This is a genomic window from Duganella sp. AC237 (genome assembly GCF_979254035.1).
In genome coordinates, this window is record NZ_CEEDEW010000003.1 from 3,173,995 (window position 1) to 3,188,339 (window position 14,345).

19 protein-coding genes are annotated in these 14,345 nt (G+C 55.7%); 14 read left to right on the top strand and 5 right to left on the bottom strand.

Translation table 11 applies throughout. From position 1 onward, the window contains the following. Nucleotides 1-91 precede the first annotated feature (91 nt). The 13 genes from AC0IYS_RS14350 (at nucleotide 92) to tnpC (ending at nucleotide 9,262) form a co-directional block, all read left to right on the top strand. Complete coding sequence (locus AC0IYS_RS14350; protein ID WP_471705772.1) at nucleotides 92-454, top strand: hypothetical protein; 363 nt, start codon at nucleotides 92-94, stop codon at nucleotides 452-454. Nucleotides 455-1,040: 586 nt separating this feature from the next. Then, on the top strand, nucleotides 1,041-1,829 hold the full coding sequence (locus AC0IYS_RS14355) for a hypothetical protein (RefSeq protein ID WP_471705773.1): 789 nt from the start codon (nucleotides 1,041-1,043) through the stop codon (nucleotides 1,827-1,829). A 40-nt stretch (nucleotides 1,830-1,869) separates the two neighbouring features. Beyond that, nucleotides 1,870-2,220: a hypothetical protein gene (locus AC0IYS_RS14360; RefSeq protein ID WP_471705774.1), complete on the top strand. Its 351-nt coding sequence runs from the start codon at nucleotides 1,870-1,872 to the stop codon at nucleotides 2,218-2,220. A gap of 218 nt (nucleotides 2,221-2,438) precedes the next feature. Continuing rightward, a complete protein-coding gene (locus AC0IYS_RS14365) occupies nucleotides 2,439-2,639 on the top strand; it encodes a hypothetical protein (RefSeq protein ID WP_471705775.1) in 201 nt (66 codons plus the stop codon). Between the two features lie 12 nt (nucleotides 2,640-2,651). Next, nucleotides 2,652-3,779: an AlbA family DNA-binding domain-containing protein gene (locus AC0IYS_RS14370; RefSeq protein WP_471705776.1), complete on the top strand. Its 1,128-nt coding sequence runs from the start codon at nucleotides 2,652-2,654 to the stop codon at nucleotides 3,777-3,779. A 48-nt stretch (nucleotides 3,780-3,827) separates the two neighbouring features. Beyond that, nucleotides 3,828-4,019 (top strand): hypothetical protein, encoded by a 192-nt coding sequence (locus tag AC0IYS_RS14375; protein ID WP_471705777.1) that lies wholly within the window; start codon nucleotides 3,828-3,830, stop codon nucleotides 4,017-4,019. Between the two features lie 11 nt (nucleotides 4,020-4,030). Next, a complete protein-coding gene (locus AC0IYS_RS14380) occupies nucleotides 4,031-4,516 on the top strand; it encodes a hypothetical protein (RefSeq protein ID WP_471705778.1) in 486 nt (161 codons plus the stop codon). A 103-nt stretch (nucleotides 4,517-4,619) separates the two neighbouring features. Continuing rightward, a complete protein-coding gene (locus AC0IYS_RS14385; protein ID WP_471705779.1) occupies nucleotides 4,620-4,883 on the top strand; it encodes a hypothetical protein in 264 nt (87 codons plus the stop codon). Between the two features lie 222 nt (nucleotides 4,884-5,105). Continuing rightward, on the top strand, nucleotides 5,106-5,492 hold the full coding sequence (locus tag AC0IYS_RS14390) for a hypothetical protein (RefSeq protein ID WP_471705780.1): 387 nt from the start codon (nucleotides 5,106-5,108) through the stop codon (nucleotides 5,490-5,492). Between the two features lie 476 nt (nucleotides 5,493-5,968). Next, complete coding sequence (locus AC0IYS_RS14395; protein ID WP_471705781.1) at nucleotides 5,969-6,241, top strand: hypothetical protein; 273 nt, start codon at nucleotides 5,969-5,971, stop codon at nucleotides 6,239-6,241. A gap of 710 nt (nucleotides 6,242-6,951) precedes the next feature. Beyond that, nucleotides 6,952-7,326, top strand: a complete 375-nt coding sequence (tnpA, locus tag AC0IYS_RS14400) for an IS66-like element accessory protein TnpA (RefSeq protein ID WP_471705782.1) — start codon at nucleotides 6,952-6,954, stop codon at nucleotides 7,324-7,326. Continuing rightward, nucleotides 7,323-7,670 (top strand): IS66 family insertion sequence element accessory protein TnpB, encoded by a 348-nt coding sequence (tnpB, locus tag AC0IYS_RS14405; RefSeq protein ID WP_471705783.1) that lies wholly within the window; start codon nucleotides 7,323-7,325, stop codon nucleotides 7,668-7,670. Before tnpA ends, tnpB begins: the two co-directional genes overlap by 4 nt. 29 nt (nucleotides 7,671-7,699) lie before the next feature. Further along, complete coding sequence (gene tnpC, locus AC0IYS_RS14410; protein WP_471705784.1) at nucleotides 7,700-9,262, top strand: IS66 family transposase; 1,563 nt, start codon at nucleotides 7,700-7,702, stop codon at nucleotides 9,260-9,262. A gap of 80 nt (nucleotides 9,263-9,342) precedes the next feature. On the opposite strand, the gene AC0IYS_RS14415 is transcribed toward tnpC, so the two are convergent. From AC0IYS_RS14415 to AC0IYS_RS14435, 5 genes are all read right to left on the bottom strand, one after another. Next, on the bottom strand, nucleotides 9,343-9,813 hold the full coding sequence (locus tag AC0IYS_RS14415; protein ID WP_471705785.1) for a nuclear transport factor 2 family protein: 471 nt from the start codon (nucleotides 9,811-9,813) through the stop codon (nucleotides 9,343-9,345). A gap of 92 nt (nucleotides 9,814-9,905) precedes the next feature. Beyond that, nucleotides 9,906-10,232: a nuclear transport factor 2 family protein gene (locus AC0IYS_RS14420; RefSeq protein WP_471705786.1), complete on the bottom strand. Its 327-nt coding sequence runs from the start codon at nucleotides 10,230-10,232 to the stop codon at nucleotides 9,906-9,908. A 9-nt stretch (nucleotides 10,233-10,241) separates the two neighbouring features. Next, a complete protein-coding gene (locus AC0IYS_RS14425; RefSeq protein WP_471705787.1) occupies nucleotides 10,242-11,225 on the bottom strand; it encodes a saccharopine dehydrogenase family protein in 984 nt (327 codons plus the stop codon). Nucleotide 11,226: 1 nt separating this feature from the next. Then, the gene (locus AC0IYS_RS14430; protein WP_471705788.1) at nucleotides 11,227-11,622 is read right to left on the bottom strand and encodes a VOC family protein; all 396 of its coding nucleotides are present in this window, start codon (nucleotides 11,620-11,622) and stop codon (nucleotides 11,227-11,229) included. A 16-nt stretch (nucleotides 11,623-11,638) separates the two neighbouring features. Beyond that, entirely contained in the window at nucleotides 11,639-12,382 is a 744-nt protein-coding gene (locus AC0IYS_RS14435) for an SDR family NAD(P)-dependent oxidoreductase (protein WP_471705789.1), read from the bottom strand. Between the two features lie 139 nt (nucleotides 12,383-12,521). Between AC0IYS_RS14435 and AC0IYS_RS14440 the strand changes: the two genes are divergently transcribed. Then, nucleotides 12,522-13,409, top strand: a complete 888-nt coding sequence (locus tag AC0IYS_RS14440) for an AraC family transcriptional regulator (protein ID WP_471705790.1) — start codon at nucleotides 12,522-12,524, stop codon at nucleotides 13,407-13,409. Nucleotides 13,410-14,345: the final 936 nt, after the last annotated feature.

Genomic DNA, 14,345 nt, shown 5'->3' on the forward strand with positions numbered 1-14,345 from the left:
CATAGCTTGAAGTTTCTGGTTGGTACCTCAAAGATTTGCGAACGAATTACCGCATCGGCCGGCCGCCGAACAACTTTGAATGGAGAAACACATGATCAAAGCAAGCGATGTCATTGTGGTGTCAGCCGGACAGACTTTCGAAAATAGCGGCAAACGTAAGCCAGTAGCGCTTACGACGGTATCGATCAAGTTCAGCGATGAGTCTAACTTGAAAAAGTGTGTATCTGCCCTTCAAGCATCAGATATCGCACTGGCAGCTAAACCGGACGGACCTTATACGTGGACTCTGGTTTCTGTCGTGGGCGACACAGTTTACTTTGGTGTTGCATGGTATGACTTGGCGTTCTTCACCGAAAAAAAGACTGTGTACACGGACGTCAACCACTTCCACATGTTCTCTCAGTTTGGCACTAGTCCTGCTGACTTCGAGGTTCAGCACTTTGTTGGCGAATAAATGAAACAGCAGGTCTGTATTGCAGACCTTCTATATCAAGGAAAATTCATGGACGATGAAGGCTAAAAGCCATCAAGGGATGACAACCTGGCGGCTTGTTACGAGGCGTTGGGCAACATGTCGAACGAAGCACGTGATGCGGTTATTGAGGTTATAAATTGGATGGCATCGGAACGTCCGAAAGACGCGGAGCCAGCATCACCGTTGATGATGAAAACTTGGGTGAAAGAAGTGATGGATAGCAATCGAAGTCGCAGAAGCATTCATCGGCCTTCCGCTTCTGTCCTTCCATTCCGGCCCCCGAAGTAAAGGAGAATGTCATCGACGTCGTTGAACAGTATCGCTACCAATACCTCGAAGGCGAGCATGCCGCGTTCGACGAGGAGCAGAATTCGTGCGGCTATGCCTTCGGATCGGAAGAGGCTTATTTGGGGAATCGCGGTTACGAGGACGGCGATGCTCTAAACGAGCAACTGCCGCGATAACGGCTGAGGAAACGGTATCCGAGCAGAGGTCTTGGGATAGTATGCAAGACTACCATCGGCTGGAAGAGTTCTTGATTTGATTCTACACACCCTTGCAAAGAATGAATCCTACAGAAATTTCAATAGCTCAGCAGTTAATCGAGATCGGCCGCCAGATCGCCGAGAGCCGCGTACAACAGAGCTTCATGCTATATGCAGCTTCGTTCGTCCTTGCAATTGCTATAGCGATGCTCGTAGCGCTTTTGAAGGGGTATGCTGATGCAAGAGGCAGGATTAGGGTTGCGAACGCTAACTTTGAGAGCGCAGTCGAACAACTCCGCCGCACGACAGAGGAAGCAGAAAGCATAAAGGTCAGAATAGCGCATCAAGATTGGGCAACCAAAGAGTACCGTTCTGTCAAGCGAGGGAAGTTGGAAGAGTTGATGAAGGCGGCATACATGGCGATTCACTCGTTAAATCCGGACATCCGGTTCAGCGTAACTGATCGAATCGAGGTTCACACGCAATCAAGGGATGCGATGGGTACAGTAGAAATGATAGCGGCGCTCTACTTTGATGAACTGCGCGCTCCTGTGCAACGTTTAGTCACGACGATGGGAGATTTTCACAAGGCCCGCATCAAAGGGCAATCTTCTATTCAGAATGCGCTCGCTGTCATAGAGCATACAAAGAGGAAGGTGGAGCAAGCCAATACCGACAGACTCCGAGATGAACTTAAAGCTCGTATCCCCGACTTGCAGTCCATTCACCACCACGAGATAGAGAACTATGTTGCTGACTTTGAGAAGCGCTATCCGCAATGTGTCGAAGCGGTTACTGCATTGGAAGACGCAGCGGGACCAATCATGCGCGAGTTATTGACAAAAGAAATGAGAAATTACCTCGCTTAAGCGCTATTTGTTCCAACAACTAACTACGAAAGTTATCAAAATGCGCAAAATAATGGCCGCCGGATTTATGATCGTAGCAGCTGCTTCGAGCGCCCCAGCACTCGCTGCAGAAATCCAGATTCCGCGCACCATGGCAGACAAAGGTAAGTACTATCTGCTGGACGTGAAGACCAAAGGTGGCCTGGCTACTTCTCTACACAAGCGCGTCGGCGTCAACGAGACTGGCTACTCGAAAACGGAGATCAACTGCAAGTCCATGCAATATCGTGACGTGGGCTATAGCGAAGATGGACCGGACAAAATCGCGGTTTCGCGTGGCAAATGGACCGATGTTCTTGCAGGTTCGAGCAAATCCGATCTGGTGAATTTTGTATGTAGCGGCAAACCGTAATCAGCGTAGGGAAAAAGCGCAGCGTGCGCACGACAGCCTGCCGGCCGCAGGAGGAATTCGAGAAAGATAATGATGAGGAATCTGATTTGCGCCTCGGCCGTTTTGGCTCTCGCTGCGGGATGCGGCAACGACGGAGGCAAAGACTTCCTGGGAAAAATGGGTAAACGTGCAGAGTGAGAAACGCACAGTCGAGATCGTGGAGAACGGCGACGGGCTACATGGTTCGTGATACCGGCCCAAGCTGCGGCCGGCTCGGCGGCCGCTTCCGGATTAGGTACCGCAAGGAAGCGCTAAAAGCGATCCAGCGCGCCCGCGAGTTGAGCGAGCGGGCCGGATATGGGATCCTGGTCGTCGGCTCGCTGGTGGACGCGCAGCGCGAGGCGCAATATGCTCTAGATACGGCCTTGGGCCGGAACTAAGGAAATCTACTGATGATCCGTAAGCCTCTAGCAGAAATTTTGGAAAGTGACCTATCCGACCTCGTCGCCAACGAAGTGGCCGAAGGCCGGACAATCGAGTACAAACGAGATCTACCCGCTGACAGCCGCGAAGGTCGATCGGAATTCATGAGCGATGTGCTTTCGTTTGCAAACACCTCTGGTGGCGACCTCATTTTCGGCATTGTTGAGTCTTCCGGAGTACCTGTAGAGATCGCGGGCATCGAGATTGTCGACCCTGACGCTGTCGGCCTTAGGTTCGAGAACATCTGTCGGGACAACATCGAACCTAGGATCCAGCCCTTGCAATGCAAAGCGCTCGGCCTTGCAAACGGACGTTCGATCGTCATCGTACGTGTAGCGCGAAGCTGGCAGGCACCGCACCGTAACCGTCAATCAGGCGCTTTCCCTGCACGCAACTCGAGAGGTAAATATCCCATGGACGTTGCTGAACTACGATCCGCATTTCTCAACGGCGCAAATCTGGAGCAACGGGTCAGACAATTTCGTGAAGAACGAGCGGGTGTAATCGATAGTAACCTAGCCCCACGGTTACTGACCGCAGGGATCGCTGTTTGCTTACACATTGTTCCCGTCGAATCGATGTTGGGTGAGAGACGACTTGACCTCAACGCAAGCAGCGATCTACTCTACAAATTTAGGCCGATGGGTAATTTCTCGGGCTTCGACATCGGCGTCAATCTTGAAGGTGGACTTGCTTACACGAGTTCGGATAAAGCGTACACGCAACTGTTTAGAACAGGTGAAGTTGAAGCGGTGTTTGTTTATCCTGAGCGCGATGGCCACGAGAAGGCGCTCTATGGTGAATTCGAAAGGCACGTACGGCTCGCGGCATCGACCTACCTCGACGAATTGCGGATGCTTGAATTTACGGGGCCTGTTGCGCTTATGTTGTCGATCTATCGTGCAGAAGGCAGTCACCTCAGTATCAACTCGATGTCGGTGTTCGCTCCATTTGCACTCAAGGCGCGCGTGCTGCACACCCCGGAAGTTGTAGTGCAAGAGAGGAGTGAGCTGGACAACCAGCTCACCAGCCTATTTGAAATTATTTGGAACGCGTATGGCCAGATCCGGCCTAAGGGGTGGCAACCCAAGCATTGAAGGAAAATATTGTGAACGGACAAACTCTTAAGTGCGGACTTCGTGCGCGTGAAACCGACAGGTGACTTTCGGCCCGGCCAAGACGGCATGGTAGTCGATGCGGGCGACGGTACCGACGTCGGATTGATGTTCGGGTGTGACCGGTTCAACCGATCCCTTGGCCAACTCGGCATCGCGTTCACCGGTCTTACCGAGGCGTGGACCGTGGCCGAGCTGGACCTGGCGGATATCGCCCACTAATCGAGGAAAACATGAACCGATACGACAATTTATGTCTGCGCCGGATGCCCACATTACTTTTGTTGGTCATGGCCTCAGCTGGAATGCTTAAGTTGGGGATGATGCAACTTGATGACATGCCGAAGATAGGAGCAGGCTTGATTACCTTTCTATTCGCCTTTGCGTCACTTCTTTACGGCCGAGCCAGAGCAGCAGTGTCACTTCCTGAAAAGGCTGTACAGGCCGCTGATGAAAGCCTGAAAGCCTGTGTGATCGGAGCAATGGGGGTGGCAGTTACGTCTTGGATTTTTATGGTACTGGCTGGCAGTTATTGCCCTTATATAGGTGACCCTTTTCATCCTACCCCTGGCAACTCGCCGCCATTTGTGCCGCTGGTCTTCGCGTTCGGCTGCATCGCCTTTTTCGGTTTGCCTGTCTTTATGAAGTTGAAAATCGCCGTGCGGCTGACTCTAGAAAGCATGGAAGCAGGGCTGCAACATGTGGCGAAACCGTTATAGGAAAATCACTGCGTCCTGAGTGGCGCCCGCAAGCCGGCCGGCCGCCAGCGTTATGGAAATTATGCAGCTTGAACCACGAGGACAACTAACATGCACCGGATGCATGCGGTCCATTGTGATCGGTGGTAGCTGGCTGGCGGCCGCAGCTAAAGCTAGCGATGATGTCCTGACCGTATTGGATCTTCACAGGCTCATTTGCATGAAATGCGGAGCACGCGCACCGAAATATGATGAACCTCAAAACTGGCTGACAACTTCTGATGACAGCTACGACGCTGGCGATCAAAGATTGCGCTCGGAGGTTGAGGAACGCGAAAGTCCGTTTGACTTTTCTTACTACAATGAGCTTCGGGCCGAAGATTTCTAGCGGACCCGAGGATGTGACGTAGAGGAAAACCGGCGCGCCTAGCGCCCCGCATCGGCCGGCACCCGTTAGGAAAGCTAATGAAACATTTTGCTAAGTGCCTGGGCTTGATTTCCGTTGTGGCGGTCACTGCTGGGCTAACTTCTGGGTGCGGTACCGTCCAAGACGCTTACAAGACCGAGCTACAACCCGGATGTACATGGCAGCTTGCACCAATAGGAAAATATGACAGCGATCTTTTTTCGACTTTCAGTTGTACTGGCTTTTCTAGTGGCTTTGGTTCCACTGAGCTTTGGTATAGAAGCCCATTACAACGCTCATCAAGAAGCAAAGAAATTGGAGAACGAAATTGCCGGACGTCCGATGCCAAACGGTTGCAAGGGTTTAAAGCCTTGGGAACTTGCGGCCAAGAACGAGTGTGCTTATCTATTACATTCAAATCCTTTTGACGATTTGGAGTCCAAAGCCATAGTCGAGAAACGTACGCACGCAACCCAATTGATCTTGTGGGCATTAGTCGCTGGTGCCGGCGTTATGGGCATCTATTACATTCTGCGGTGGATAATCACTGGCAAAATACGCCCTTTGGTTCCCCAGGCTAACAAATTCTAGGAAAACAGCTCATGAAACCCACGAAGCGGTTGACCACATGTCCGCATTTTGAAAAACAGGTACCGCGCCGACCCAGCAAAGGATTCAACATGGTGATGTTGGGGATCGCGCTATGCGCGGGTGGTGGGTGTTATGGAAGCTATCCAGCATGACGAATGATCGTTGCAGGCGAGCTCGTGGTCCTAGCGACGTGTAGTGTAATGGTGCTTCGCGGGCTGGTGCGGAGCAAGGCAAGTTGAACAAGGAAATCAAGATGGCTACATACGAGCAGATTCGCAGCGATGTGCGAAGTTCCACTGGCAAAATCATGCAGAACTACTGGATTGCGCACGTCAAAGATTGAATGGTTTAGCACCTAGAGCCGCGCCGAACCGCAAGTTTCTCAAGGAGCGCGTGAAGCCGTGTCCGGACAATATGCGGCAACTGATTGGGGCGTCGATGCGGCGCCTTGGCTTGCTTAATAAATAGGAGATCGGGTGCATACCGAAAGCATCATCTGCATGATTTGCCAATGCCCGGCAACTGCCGTGCGCATCGATCATGGCAACCGCAAATATGTCGCCTGTTCCAATGATAAGTGCGGTGACTATGAAATATCCAATCGCGCCGCTGAAAAGATCGCCGGCAACGCTGGTCAAAAGGCGACCTTCCAAGAAATGGTCTGGCGTTCGAATGACGCCGGTGAAATTCTCGATATCTCGATCGCATCTGATGGCCACCTCCAGGCGACCAGCGTGAAGCGTGGCTAAAGGAAAATCAGCATGGTCACAACGGACGAATCGACGGCGCAAGAGGCCATCAGGGACGCGCTAAAAGCTCTCCAGCGCGCACGTGAGTTGAGCGATCGTGTTGGGCATGGAAGCTGGTCGTCGGCCCGCTGGTGAACGCGCAGCGCAAGCTGCAATATGCTCTCGATACGGCCTTGGGTCGGAACTAAAGAATCACATGGTTTTCAAAGGCATCTACTTTATCGTGTTTGATCACCCCAGATACGAACTGCTCGCAGGTGCGGGCAGCTGTAAGTTTGCAAAGCCGTTCAGGTAGCATCTGCTCCAATCACTGATCGGCAGCGGTCTAGCGATCGCGTTGGCCGTTGTCATTGCGGGGGTAGCTGGACGCATCGAAAGGTCTAGTCCGGTCGAATGGAGCAAGGTGTTCGCTACGCTTGGAAGGCCAAGCCTGTCGGGCGCAGTGGACTGAGCCAGTTCTCCCGCCAAGACTCCAAAAAGACCATTCCCATTAAGCCTGCGACTCGGTTCGTGTCGCTAACGAAGGATTTGATTACCATCTGACGAAGCCAGTTTCAATTGGACGAGTGATAGTGATAATTTCAGAGGCGCGCCATCAGATTCAGTTAGCGTAACCCCGTATTCAAGGTAAGCGTCGGCCCTGCACCGTCTGTTCGTAGCGAGTAGCGTCTGTCAAAGTAGTTCCCGTTACTTTTTTGACGGGAACTATTGTGGACATTGAAGTGGAGTTAGGCAATCGTAGAGGGCGACCAAACTACTCTTCCGAGTTTAAACGTCGGCTGGCAGTGGCGGCCTGCGATCCCGGTGCCTCAGTATCGAGGCTGGCCCAGGATCACGGCATCAACACAAACATGCTGTTCAAATGGCGTCGCGACCTGCGAGCTGGTTTGCTCACTGGACCAGCCATGGATGACACTAAGTTGCTCCCGGTGGTGCTGAAACCGTCCGCGCCTGCAGCAAAGCTGCCAGGCAGCACATCGCGCGCGGTCGCTATCGAAATCACTATTGCCGACGCCACTGTGCGTGTCTGTGCCGGTACGGACGCGGCGTTGCTGCGGCTGGTGCTTCAAAGCCTGCGCGCATGATTGGCCTTCCTGCTGGCGCCCGGATTTGGCTTGCCGCCGGCATCACCGATATGCGCGCCGGCATGAACGGGCTTGCGGCAAGAGTGGAGACTGTGCTGGCCGAAGATCCATACAGCGGCCATGTCTTCGTGTTTCGTGGGCGGCGCGGCGACATGCTTAAAGTGCTGTGGTGGACCGGCGACGGCCTGTGCTTGCTGGCTAAACGTCTTGAACGGGGACGCTTCGTCTGGCCGCAAGCCGACAACGGCAGCGTGGCGCTGACGCAAGCCCAGCTTTCCATGCTGTTGGAGGGAATCGATTGGCGTCGCCCGGAGCGAACCTGGCGACCGACGTCGGCCTTGTAAACGTCATCGGCCTCGCGTAAACTCGCCTCATGCTGACCGCCGCCGACCTCCCTGACGATATCGCCGCCCTGAAGACATTGCTATTGGCAAGTGAGCGTCGCGTTCAAGAACGCGATGACCAGGTCGCAGGACTGGAGGCACAGTTGAACACGCGCGCCGCCGAGATCGAGCATCTCAAGCTGTGGATCGCCAAGCTACGGCGCATGCAGTTTGGCCGCAAGTCCGAAAAACTCGACCACCAGATCGAGCAGCTCGAACTGCAACTGGAAGACCTGCAGGCCGATGAAGGCGAGGTGGCCAAGGCAATGCCTGAAACTGGCCGTGCACCGCGCAACAAGCCCGTGCGCAAGCCGCTGCCTGAACACCTGGCGCGCGATGAAAAGGTACACCTACCCGTCGCCGATGCGTGCCCGTCTTGCGGTGGTGGACTGCGCTTACTTGGTGAGGACGTGGCCGAACAGCTTGAGTATGTGCCTGCCAGCTTCCGTGTGATTCGACATGTACGCCCCAAGCTCGCTTGCAGCTGCTGTGACGCCATCGTGCAGGCGCCAGCGCCGAGCCGGCCGATCGAACGCGGCATCGCCGGCCCCGGTTTGCTGGCACATGTCCTGGTGGCGAAATTTGCCGACCACTTGCCGCTCTACCGCCAGAGCGTGATCTATGCACGCGAGGGCGTGGACCTGGATCGCGCACTGCTGGCAAGCTGGATTGGTGCCGCCAGCGCCTTGTTGCGCCCGTTGGTCGATGCCATCCGGCGCCACGTGCTGGCCGCCACCAAATTGCATGCCGATGACACGCCGATCCCGGTGCTCGCTCCGGGCAATGGCAAAACTAAAACTGCGCGGCTGTGGACATACGTGCGCGATGACCGGCCAAGCGGCAACACGGCACCGGCCGCCGTCTGGTTCGCCTATTCGCCGGATCGCAAGGGCATCCATCCGCAAACCCACCTGGCTTTTTTCAGCGGCGTGCTGCAGGCCGACGCCTATGCTGGCTTCAACGCGCTCTACGAAAACGGCGCGATCCAGGAGGCCGCATGTTGGGCCCATGCCCGGCGCAAATTCTATGACCTGCACGAAGCGCGGCCATCAGCGCTGACGACGGTAGCGCTGCGCCGGATCGCCGAACTGTATGTTATCGAGGCCGATATCCGAGGCAAGCCGCCAGATCAACGGCGACAAGCCAGGCAAACCAGGGCCAGACCCTTGCTCGACGACCTTGAACGCTGGCTACGCGCCGCGCTTGAGAAGCTGTCGCGCAAATCCGATGCCTCGGCAGCCATCCTGTACTCGCTCAATCTGTGGCCGGCACTGACACGCTACTGCGATGATGGCGCCATCGAGATCGACAACTCGGCAGCCGAACGGGCGCTACGCGGCATTGCCATCGGCCGCCGCAACTACCTGTTCGCCGGCGCCGACAGTGGCGGCGAGCGGGCCGCAGCGGTTTACTCGCTGATCGGCACCGCCAAGCTGAACGGGGTTGACCCCGAAGCCTGGCTGCGCCACGTGCTAGAGCGCATCGCAGAGCATCCCGTCAACCGGGTGCACGACTTTCTACCTTGGAACTGTGCCACCAAGCTCGCCGGCTAAATTCCGCTTCCCAGCGTTGTGCGAGCATCATCTGGCTTTTCGCTCGGCCGATCAAGACAGCGCTGGGAGTACGGCTACGTCTATATGGCAGAAAGAACAGAAATATCCCCAGAACGCCAGACGTTGTCGACCGTGTTACGCGTGATGACCCAGCCGTCGCCCATCCTTACAAGCTCGACATCGTAACGGTTCTTCATGAGATAGCTGAGGGTATGATCATCCCGGGAGACATGCTGGGCTTCCACAAGTGCGTCCAAGCGCGCCGTGTCACCGTTGATAGTGACACGCGGATTCGTCACAGAGTGCGTCGTATCCAATTTCGAGAGAGACGCTGTAAGGGCCGCAACAATAATATCCCGGCCCTCGATAACCGGATATTCAAACCCGGCTTTGGCCGCAGCCGGACGAAAGTCCGATACAGCGTTTTCTGCAAGAGCGGACGACAGAAGGCTCTTGTCGCGAAGATCGATGCCAGCGGCAAAACGATAGAGGGCGTCGACGACCGCAAGCTTGTCTGCGGCCTCGTTGGTGAGAGATGGTGATATGGTCATAAGTATTCCCTTGGTGTTCCGGGGGCTTGCAAAGTGAAGCCATCTCCGGCATAAGCGCTCTTGCAAGCGCAATTTGGTGTTTTCTGTGGTCGTTAGTCGAGATTTGCCTTGATGCGTTCGATTAGACCGCTAGAGCTAATCTGGATCCTCAGAGACCCGGTCTCGTGACCAAAGTCGCCGGTGAAATCGACGCGAACAATTGCTGCGAAATCGTCTAGCTGCTCCAGCGACAGAAGCTTGCTGACGGTTTTATAGCCAACGAAGAACTTCTCAAGGTAAAGGCGAATCCCATCGGTGCCGACGAAGGCGCGCCCAACCGAAACGTCGTCGATGACTGCATCGGACTTAAAGACGGCCAACGCGCCTTCGACGTCGAAGGCGTTGATGGTTTGTATGAATGTAGCAACGAGCTTCTCCATGGTTGCTCCTCACAAGTCGACGATGGTGGTGTCAGCGATTGTCTCGGCAAAGCCGTTGCCGAACAGCATCGCAGGGGTCTGGAAGCCCGGACGATTCTCGCCGGCGAGAACGCGGCGGCCTGCCTCCGCCGCAGCGCTTGCCGTGAACGTGTAGCCGTTGACCGTATCGAGAACCGATCGCACGACATTGCCGTCGGAACTGGTGACCTCGACAACGGCCTGATACCGATTGGCCAACCGTTCCTGCTCACTCGGTCCATCGGGAAGCGCCAAGAGATCACCTTGCGGAAATCCGATACCTGACACATGGACGAACGCTTCAATGTTAGGAACGTTTGTAGAGCGCCAGATCGTGATGAGATCGGGAAGCGTCACCTGGAAGCAGTCGACGGGCCCCTTGCCGAAGTCGAGTTTCCGGATCGTTCCGGCAGTTTGGGCAACGAGCGTGCCATCGGCGCGTGCTAGCGTTTCGGCGGTGACGCTTCCCATTGCGCTGACGGCGGAGCCTCTCGATAGACCACCCGCGACATACATGGCCACGCTGAGGCTCAATGGATTACTCGCTCTCGCAACGGTGTGCCCGGCAAGGCAACCAAGCATTGCAACGCTGCCACCGCTGCCAGGCAGAAGCATCACACCTGCAGCTCTGGCCTTGACGTCGAGCACTTCGGCCAGTCGATAGTCGTCAAGTTCCGCAGCGACGTCCAGATAATGCACGCCATTGCGAATGCCGGCTCTCATCAGGACATCGGCGGTCCTGACGAATGGCCCCGCGCAGTTGAGGAGGACACCGACGCCGCGCAGTGATCGATCAATCGCGGCAATGTCTTCGAGCGGGAAGTGCCGATATTCGACATCGAGGCTTGTGGCGAGCGATACGAGCGCAGCCTCGTTGCGTCCTGCCAGAATAAGCGGCGTGCCCGCTGCCGAGGCGCGTTCCGCCGCCATGCGACCGGTGTAGCCCGTCGCGCCATAAATCATCAGTTTCTTCATATTAATGCTGCCATTCCTTGTAGACGAATTCCAGGCTGTAGCCGTCCGGGTCGCGAACCTGAGCCGCGTAATAGCGCGGGTCATAGTGAAGCTGCGGTCCGGGCGGATGGATTTCCGCAGCACCTGCAGCCATTGCCGCCGCGAAGGCCGCATCGACCGCGCTCTTGTCATTCGCGATGAAACCCACATGCGCGGCGCGGCCCTCTACCGTACCTTCTCGCAGCCAGAAGAACACGCGACCGTTCGCGCCGAACCCCTTGAGATCGGGGTGGCCGGCGGGGCCTTGCCTGCCGTCGTAGTCAACCGCATGGGCGATCCCAAGCGGTGCGAGTGCCTTTTCATAGAAGGCAATCGAGCGATCGATATCGCTGATGGATATGAAGACGTGGTCGAGCATGATGACTTCTCCTCATTCAAATGATGTAGCCGCCCGCTACTTCGATATTTTGGGCGTTGATCCAGCGGTTCTCTTCGGATAGTAAGGCGGCGATGACGCCACCGACCTCTTGCGGCTCACCGACCCTGCCGAGCGCCGTCTGATCGGCAAGTATCGCCTCGAAATCCTCGTTCAATCCACCGCCAAGCTCTGTGCGGATCGCGCCCGGCGCGATCGAGTTCGCCCTAATTCGGCGCTCGCCGAATTCCTTGGCCATGTAGCGCGTTAGAACCTGAAGACCGCCTTTGAAGGCAGCGTAAGGCGCTACGCCCGCAGTGGCAACGCGGCTGGTCGCGCTGGTGACGTTGATCACGTGGCCCCCGGCTTCGATGAGCGGCAGGAGCGTCTGAGTCAGGAAGAACGGCCCCTTGAGGTGGACGTTAAACAAGCCATCGAACTGCTCCTCGGTTACGTCAGAGATCGGAGCATAAAGCCCGTACCCGGCGTTGTTGACAAGGAAGTCGAATGTCTCCCTGTTCCACACGGCGTTGAGCTGTGCAGAAACCGCTTTGCGGAAATCGGGAAACGATCGACTGTCACCAACGTCGAGCTTCAGAGCGACCGCCTTCCCACCGATCCCCGCGATCCCCTTCACTACCTCTTCCGCCTTTCCTGGATTGCTGTTGTAGGTGACGATCACGCCCATCCCGCGCGTGGCGCATTCGAGTGCTGTGCTGGCTCCAAGGCCCCGGCTACTCCCGGTCACGATGACAATCTTCATTACGACTCTCCTGTGTGTCTGTCTGGTGAGAGCAATGATACGAGTGCCGACTACGCTGCACTCACCCGATCTTCCTCCAAGCTTGCCTATTTCTGCTTTCGCATTGCATGTCTAGGGGGGGATCTGTTAATGTCGGACCATGGAACAGCAATTGCAAGAACTTAGAGCGCTGGCCTCTCGGGCCGAGAACAAGCGCACGGAAACCGGCATCCCGCGTGTCGCAATGGTCCAAGGTGAAATCCCGGAGCATCTGCTCGCTGCCGTCTACGCTCCAATGGTTAACCTGATTCTCACGGGATCCAAGACAATGACCGTCGGTGACCGGACGTTTCACTATGATCCGGCGACCTACTTCGTCATGTCCGTGGATCTTCCAGCCGTCGGGTCGGTTCATCCGGCCGCCACGGGCGAGCCGTATCTTGCAGTCAGCCTGACTCTCGACTCCGCTATCGTCGCGGCGCTAATCCGCGACTTGCCGGCTGAGGTCTGCGGCACGCTGTTCGGATCAGGATTCTCGGTTGCGCCGGTCAGTGGCGAGCTTCTCGATGCCTGGATTCGAATGCTCCGGCTAATCGAACGACCTGACGAGATCACGGTGCTCGCTCCTTGTTATGAGCGGGAAATATTATTCCGCGTGCTTCAGGGGCCGCTCGGCTGGATGCTGCGAGACATCGCATCGCCGGACACGGCGCTCGCGCGTATCGGTGTCGCCATCAATTGGATACGTCGCAACTTTACCGAACAGATAAGGGTGGACGCACTGGCCGAGATGGCGGCATTAAGCGTTTCAGCATTCCATCGTCATTTCAAAGCGGTGACATCGTTGAGCCCGCTGCAATATCAGAAGCGAATCCGTTTGTTACACGCGCGGTCACAACTGATCGCCGGCCAAGGCAGCGCGACGTCGATAGCATTCAGCGTCGGTTACGAAAGCCCGAACCAGTTCAGCCGGGAGTATGCGCGCCTGTTCGGCCTTCCGCCTTCGAGAGACCTTCTAAAAGCCATGCAGGAACTCCGGGGTGGATAACAACGGTGCTGACCACTGTGGACGGGGCGAACGCTTCATCGATCCGGCGACTTAAGAAAATTTCCCTAGAAGTTTCGCATCAAGAAGTTTTACGGTCGCATCAAGACGGTGCATGGATGACGCTTACTATTCAAGCCGATCACGGTGGAGCTTCTTAAGGCTTAAGGCGGTACCATACTCATCAAACTTGCCGTTTCCGTGGGCCATTTCACCGTTTCGTGGCGCTTGTGATAGGAAACTGGTCGCGAGGGAAGCAGTTGAAATGAGCACAAAACGCGAGGATGGGAGCGGCAGGAATCTTTCAACTGATGAAATTGAACGAATAGTTGAAAGTCCAGTCGATGAGGTTGACGAAGGCGTAGTCATTGCTGCGGTCGACGGCGTGGGCCCTGACATCGACCATATGTCTAAGGCCGTAGTGAGCAGCCCGCCGCTTGAGAGTCTTATAGAGTCCGGACTGTCACCGCAAAGTAAAAGACGTGACCTGATGAAAGTGTTGAGTCTTGTCCGAATTCGGCGACCGATTCGCAAGTAATCATGCACGCAATAGTGTTCCCCCTCCCATCGACTGGTCATCGCGTTTATGCGGCAACGATAATGATGTCCGCCATGCCCGCTTCGGGAGTCCAAGAACGCGGGCAGTTTCTGCGGGTGCAACGGTTCAGGCTGCTAACGACGGCTTGTTTGATTGATAGTTTCTGTCGCCGCAAGCACGGGCCAAACGTCTACGGCATCGTCTCGGTATCCCTTGGCAAAATCTGGTGGCGCTAGATTACATATATCGCCGACTAGGGATGTTATCGGACAGTAGCGGCGTAGGGATCGCTGGCAGCAAGTTCAACGCAGGGGACAGAATCGTCACCACCAACAAACCGCAGGCTTGGATCAAGCAGCTTTAAGAAGGTATATCGCGCGACATGGAGGAGCTTGAATGTG

Bases quoted from the DNA above. Each gene is read 5' to 3' on its own strand.
- AC0IYS_RS14350 (WP_471705772.1), top strand. From the start codon at position 92: ATGATCAAAGCAAGCGATGTCATTGTGGTGTCAGCCGGACAGACTTTC.
- AC0IYS_RS14355 (WP_471705773.1), top strand. From the start codon at position 1,041: ATGAATCCTACAGAAATTTCAATAGCTCAGCAGTTAATCGAGATCGGC.
- AC0IYS_RS14360 (WP_471705774.1), top strand. From the start codon at position 1,870: ATGCGCAAAATAATGGCCGCCGGATTTATGATCGTAGCAGCTGCTTCG.
- AC0IYS_RS14365 (WP_471705775.1), top strand. From the start codon at position 2,439: ATGGTTCGTGATACCGGCCCAAGCTGCGGCCGGCTCGGCGGCCGCTTC.
- AC0IYS_RS14370 (WP_471705776.1), top strand. From the start codon at position 2,652: ATGATCCGTAAGCCTCTAGCAGAAATTTTGGAAAGTGACCTATCCGAC.
- AC0IYS_RS14380 (WP_471705778.1), top strand. From the start codon at position 4,031: ATGAACCGATACGACAATTTATGTCTGCGCCGGATGCCCACATTACTT.
- AC0IYS_RS14385 (WP_471705779.1), top strand. From the start codon at position 4,620: ATGCGGTCCATTGTGATCGGTGGTAGCTGGCTGGCGGCCGCAGCTAAA.
- AC0IYS_RS14390 (WP_471705780.1), top strand. From the start codon at position 5,106: ATGACAGCGATCTTTTTTCGACTTTCAGTTGTACTGGCTTTTCTAGTG.
- tnpB (WP_471705783.1), top strand. From the start codon at position 7,323: ATGATTGGCCTTCCTGCTGGCGCCCGGATTTGGCTTGCCGCCGGCATC.
- tnpC (WP_471705784.1), top strand. From the start codon at position 7,700: ATGCTGACCGCCGCCGACCTCCCTGACGATATCGCCGCCCTGAAGACA.
- AC0IYS_RS14415 (WP_471705785.1), bottom strand. From the start codon at position 9,813: ATGACCATATCACCATCTCTCACCAACGAGGCCGCAGACAAGCTTGCG.
- AC0IYS_RS14420 (WP_471705786.1), bottom strand. From the start codon at position 10,232: ATGGAGAAGCTCGTTGCTACATTCATACAAACCATCAACGCCTTCGAC.
- AC0IYS_RS14425 (WP_471705787.1), bottom strand. From the start codon at position 11,225: ATGAAGAAACTGATGATTTATGGCGCGACGGGCTACACCGGTCGCATG.
- AC0IYS_RS14430 (WP_471705788.1), bottom strand. From the start codon at position 11,622: ATGCTCGACCACGTCTTCATATCCATCAGCGATATCGATCGCTCGATT.
- AC0IYS_RS14435 (WP_471705789.1), bottom strand. From the start codon at position 12,382: ATGAAGATTGTCATCGTGACCGGGAGTAGCCGGGGCCTTGGAGCCAGC.
- AC0IYS_RS14440 (WP_471705790.1), top strand. From the start codon at position 12,522: ATGGAACAGCAATTGCAAGAACTTAGAGCGCTGGCCTCTCGGGCCGAG.